Source organism: Streptococcus sp. HMSC067A03 (assembly GCF_001814295.1).
Lineage (GTDB): Bacteria > Bacillota > Bacilli > Lactobacillales > Streptococcaceae > Streptococcus > Streptococcus constellatus.
This window is the reverse complement of sequence record NZ_KV815657.1, coordinates 1-209: the sequence shown is the minus strand read 5'-3', so window position 1 is coordinate 209 and position 209 is coordinate 1. Positions and strand designations below refer to the sequence as shown.

The 209-nt window shown below is 45.5% G+C and carries 1 protein-coding gene; it reads left to right on the top strand.

All coding sequences use genetic code 11. The features are described from left to right. Positions 1–22: 22 nt before the first annotated feature. The coding region (locus tag HMPREF2963_RS05495; protein WP_410002505.1) for a mucin-binding protein at positions 23–209 on the top strand (187 nt) is incomplete at its 3' end.

Sequence of the window (209 nt, the reverse complement as noted above, 5' to 3'; positions counted from 1 at the left end):
TCAAGAGGATATTGTCAAGGATGTGCATTACACTATCCAAACGCAACGAGTGACTTACACGGTCGTTGATGATACAACAGGTACGACTCTAGAACACCAAGTGGAATTAACGACTGGTGAGTCGGATGCAGCTCTTCCAGCAGCAGCGCAAAGGAAATACGATACGGTTGTATCAGCTTATCTGGCCCAAGGCTATGAATTGGTTTCTA